General features: G+C 45.5%; 7 protein-coding genes. 4 read left to right on the top strand and 3 right to left on the bottom strand.

What is annotated here, in order from left to right:
* Positions 1-363 precede the first annotated feature (363 nt).
* Genes C7B77_RS24785 through C7B77_RS24805 form a run of 4 tightly spaced genes read left to right on the top strand, consistent with a single transcriptional unit; the run spans position 364 to position 2,668 of the window.
* Complete coding sequence (locus tag C7B77_RS24785) at positions 364-603, top strand: hypothetical protein (protein ID WP_106311215.1); 240 nt, start codon at positions 364-366, stop codon at positions 601-603.
* Positions 600-1,550, top strand: a complete 951-nt coding sequence (locus tag C7B77_RS24795) for a nucleotidyl transferase AbiEii/AbiGii toxin family protein (protein WP_245894382.1) — start codon at positions 600-602, stop codon at positions 1,548-1,550. The genes C7B77_RS24785 and C7B77_RS24795 overlap by 4 nt, the downstream gene beginning before the upstream one ends.
* A gap of 1 nt (position 1,551) precedes the next feature.
* Positions 1,552-2,043, top strand: a complete 492-nt coding sequence (locus C7B77_RS24800; protein WP_106311217.1) for a hypothetical protein — start codon at positions 1,552-1,554, stop codon at positions 2,041-2,043.
* Entirely contained in the window at positions 2,033-2,668 is a 636-nt protein-coding gene (locus C7B77_RS24805; protein ID WP_106311220.1) for a hypothetical protein, read from the top strand. The genes C7B77_RS24800 and C7B77_RS24805 overlap by 11 nt, the downstream gene beginning before the upstream one ends.
* Here the strand turns inward: C7B77_RS24805 and C7B77_RS30440 are convergent.
* The 3 genes from C7B77_RS30440 to C7B77_RS24815 form a co-directional block, all read right to left on the bottom strand.
* Complete coding sequence (locus tag C7B77_RS30440; RefSeq protein WP_181244020.1) at positions 2,665-2,841, bottom strand: hypothetical protein; 177 nt, start codon at positions 2,839-2,841, stop codon at positions 2,665-2,667. The two genes, C7B77_RS24805 and C7B77_RS30440, sit on opposite strands and share 4 nt — an antisense overlap.
* Before the next feature lie 74 nt (positions 2,842-2,915).
* Positions 2,916-3,746 carry an SWIM zinc finger family protein gene (locus C7B77_RS24810; protein WP_106311223.1) on the bottom strand — a complete coding sequence of 277 codons (831 nt, stop codon included), beginning with the start codon at positions 3,744-3,746 and terminating at the stop codon, positions 2,916-2,918.
* Positions 3,747-3,814: 68 nt separating this feature from the next.
* Positions 3,815-4,434, bottom strand: a 620-nt coding sequence (locus tag C7B77_RS24815; RefSeq protein WP_146138503.1) for a DEAD/DEAH box helicase, incomplete at its 5' end; no start/stop codon positions are given.

The following is a 4,434-nucleotide window of genomic DNA, read 5'->3' on the forward strand; positions in this document are numbered from 1 at the left end:
GCGTGTTCCTTTCCCCTTTAACCTTTCCCCTTTACCCCACTTCACTAACGATTTTGGATCTGGTGCAAGATATGAGTATTTTCATTTTACCCCTTCCCCTTTCCCCTTTCCCCTTTAACCCTAAAGTATGAAAAGAATCATTTCCATACGTCGGATAAAACTCGGATAAAATTGGTCGAGCGATCGACATCCGATGGTAAAATTAAGATAGACGTATGTACCCAAAAGCGATTAGCCAAAGGTTAGGCTTCGCCAACGTGAAGGTTCTCAATTTATCTCGACCAGGGTTGGAGGTCAACAACAATCTCGATATTCGGATTGCTGTTAGCGTTGGCGTAGCCTACCGTAGGTAATCCCCAATCAATGATGTTAGGGCTGGGAAGAATCCGAACTGCTGTTGAAATCGTGCTAACGGTTCCCGATCCCTACGATCCAAACGAACCGTTGTGCAGACATTGCCGCTATGTGGTGGCGGCTCTTGACAGATCTGGGAGTACTTTAAAACAAATTCCGCCCGATCTAGAAGAGATTGAGAGTAAGATCGTAGAACTTACTCTCATCGGTCACAAGTTTATAAGAATATTCGATTTGCTAGACAAATGAGAATTCAGCCTATAAAATTACCATTTTTGGAATATCTCAGTTGGCAAATAGTCGATCCTTATCGATTGACTGAAGCTGAAATGTTGGCGCGTTACGAGCGTGGTTGGCGATATCAACGTCAAGTCGATATTCCAGGTGAAGAATTAGCTTGGATCGAGCAACTTGCACTCGATAACAAATCGTGGCTGGGGAGTGAATTTATGGATTTTAAAATCGATCGTCATGTGACAATTCACCGTATTCTAGCGGGATTGAATCGGGATGTATTGAGTGAATGTCGGGCTTATTTTGGAGGTGGTACTTTAATATCCTTGGACTTGGGCGAGTATCGTACCAGTAACGATATCGACTTTATTTGTCCGTTTGGAGCAGATTACAGTAAATTGCGGAGGTTGATTAACGAACGCACTCCCCAGGTTCTATTAAGAGATGACTCTAATGTGGAAATCTCACGAATTACTATCGACCAGTACGGAATTAGGATGGGAATTGTTGCGAATGGAGTAACAATTAAAACCGAAATTATTGCTGAGGCTGGATTTGAGTTAGATCGTCCACGTTTGCCAAGCTGGTCGCCAGTTGAGTGCTTGAGCATCAGCGATTGTTTTACCAGTAAATTATTGGCTAATGCAGATCGTTATAACGATCGAAGTATTCAAGCCCGCGATCTCATCGACTTAGCTCATTTGCGATTAGCAAGCCCGATTCCAACTTCGGCAACTGTTAAGGCTGAGGCTGCTTACTATCGAGCTATACCTGCATTAACTGATGCGTTAATTCAATTTCAACGCGATCGCGATTGGCGGTTTGATTGTTACGAGCAGCTAAATATATCACAATGCGATCGTTCGCGAACGATCGATGGGATCGATTTGTTAGCCCTCGATTTTGGTTTGAGTTTGACAGACCGAACGATTGCTGAATCTGGCGATCTGGGTGGGCATTGATATGCCTAAGAACACCGGACATAACTGCGCTCAATGCTCCAAAATTACCGCCACCCAAGCGCGAGAAAAAAACTGCTGGGATGACGATCGTTGTCCCGACAGGCGTTCGTACCATCGCAATAAAGCAGCTACCGCCATCCGGCGGAAGGAGCAGCGGCAAAATGCTGCGATTAACCAGGAGGTAGGCTCTGCCACCGAGCCGACGGAACCCATCGTCCCGAATGTTTATGCGGCAGAATTGTGCCTGTGGGTCAACCGCTCGAATAACACCATCCATGCGATCGGGGCGCGGCTCTATTGTGGGTCGGTGCTGACGGATCGAATTCAGGCGATTCATTGTCTGGGGCTGACAGAGGCTCAACTCAAGCAGACGGGGCGCAACATTCTCTCGGCACTGTCCGCCCAACACGACGGGATTGCCCTGGCTAAATTTCGAGTGATTAAGGAATTTGACAGCACTCTTTGTCCGTTAACTGATTGTCGTGACTATTAAGCTAAGTCGGTCTGAGCCTAAAATCGAACAACTTACGATCTGGACATTGCTCGAACGGGTGAGTGCAGCTCCAGAGGACGCAAATATCATCGATTTGAGCAATTGGATTGGTTCGTTGGAGTTAGAACCCGCTGGCGATGCCTTGGTTGTTTGGGCGGATTGTTATCGCGATCGGGCAATTCAACTACTCGATGAGTGGCAACACCAGCCATCGGTATTTGCGGGGGAATTAGTCGAGCCACGATACGATCGAGCGATTTTCGACGAGCTGGTGCTAGGTCGGATGGAGTGGGATCTGGGGGATTTGGTGGAGACGAGCGATAATTACTATCCAACCGCTCGACAGGCGGCACCTAAGATCGCTCCAGTAAGTAAAGATGCAGCCCTGGCACTGGCTGATTTTCAAGATGCTTTGGATACAGCGCACGAAGAAGATATTTCTAATTGGGGTGCCACAATTCGATCGCGACTGGAGGAGTTGGGTCGAGAGGTGTCGTTGCTTGAATTGCAGGAATCGATCGAGATGCCGCTGGTGCAGATGTGGCTGGCGTTGCTGCTCAATGGGATGAGGCTCGAACAACGTGGTGATTTTTATCAAACCGAGCAGGTTTGGGTGTTGCGTTAAATTTCAACTACTTCGACATAATCGCATTCTTCACAGCTCAGTTGTCCGGTTTCATCGTGGCTTAAACCACCCCAACCACAGACAGGGCAACAGATTTCTATGAATTCGGAACAGCTTTGTTGGCTGGCAGTTAGCTCTGGAATCACGATCGATCGTACGTCCTGAGATGTCATGAATTACTCTCCATAGATTTCTTCTAAGCACTGTTGTGTACATACCTCTAAGTCGGTGTCGCTCTGACAATCTCTTAACTATTTTGCTTGCGTACCCGCTCGTACAATTCGGTCATCACCTCGATAAAAGAGTTGTCCTGCGTCCAAAACGGTGGAAAATCACCTCCCTTTTTGACGACAACAGCGGGAATAGTGGCAAGTTCGCCCACGTCTACTGTTTGCGGCAATCGTTGCGCTCCTTGCCAAAAATCCTTGGGCGTGGCGGGAAGCGCGAGGGTGATTTTTTTAGGCTTGGTATAGTAAGAATCTGTCGCGGCAATCGGTAATTCCACCTCATCGAGAGTTGAAGCTAGTGCTTTCCCTAATGGCGATTTGGCTAATTCCTGTTGAAGTTTCGATCGAGAGATTCCTCGCAGTTCAAATAATAGGAACGGATCGCGATCGAGTTCGGCTGCAACTAGATAGTAAACTCCAGCAATATGTTTGCAGGGATTACTATAATCGGGACAAGAACAGTCAGTCTTGAAATCTTGACGATTGTGTGGGAGCAGGTGTAGATTCAGTTCGGCGAAAGTTGCTTCGATGTTATCGGGGACTTCGCCTAAGAGGAGTTTAGAGATTAAACTTGCTTTAGCACCGAGACGAGCAATTACTTTCGACCAATCTGCTGCTGAGATCTGTTTAATCTCGATCGAGATTTTATAAAGTGGTTCTTTATAAACGCCAAAATAGGGATTGACCGAACCTCTGACTTTAGCAGTAATTTTACCGTTGGCAATCTGATGTTCTATGACTTTGCCGTTACGAGCATAGGCACGTCCGCGTCCCAATCTAGCCTCATCGCTAAATTCTTCTAACGCCTGAATAAATTCCTGTCCCCACCAAGTTCTACTAAATTGTGCCATAGCTATTTAAAATTGTTCGAGTTTAAAACTACCGGACGAGTTACGAGTTATAAGTTATAAGTTATTAGCTACAATACTGTTTGTTTATTTAAGGCAATTAATTTTTTAAAGCTTTCATTATCTAACTCTGTCAGCCACGATTCATCGGATCCGACGATCGAATCAGCCATCTTTTTCTTATTTTCGATCGTTTCGTCGATCCGTTCTTCTAATGTACCTAGAGTCACGAATTTATGCACGAATACATTTTTTTGCTGTCCGATTCTAAAAGCTCGATCTGTTGCTTGATCTTCTACTGCGGGATTCCACCAGCGATCGAAATGAAAAACGTGGTTAGCTTTAGTTAATGTAATCCCCACACCACCCGCTTTTAATGACAGTACAAAAGCCGCAGTTTCGGTTTCGGGATCTTGAAATTCAGTTATCATTTGTTCGCGTTTGGAGCGAGATGTACCGCCATGCAGATAATAAGTACGGTAGCCGATTTGTTTGAGATACTGTTGTAGAGCTTCGCCAATTTCGGTGAATTGAGTAAATATTAATAGGCTCTCTCCTTCTGCGGTAATTTCTTCGAGCATTTCACCCAAGCGTTGTAATTTGTGAGAGCGGTTAATGCTAAATTCACTATTATCTTGCAAGAATTGGCGGGGATGATTGCAAATTTGTTTGAGTTTCATCAGGGTAGATA

It is taken from the genome of Chamaesiphon polymorphus CCALA 037 (genome assembly GCF_003003845.1).
Classification (GTDB): Bacteria; Cyanobacteriota; Cyanobacteriia; order Cyanobacteriales; family Chamaesiphonaceae; genus Chamaesiphon; species Chamaesiphon polymorphus.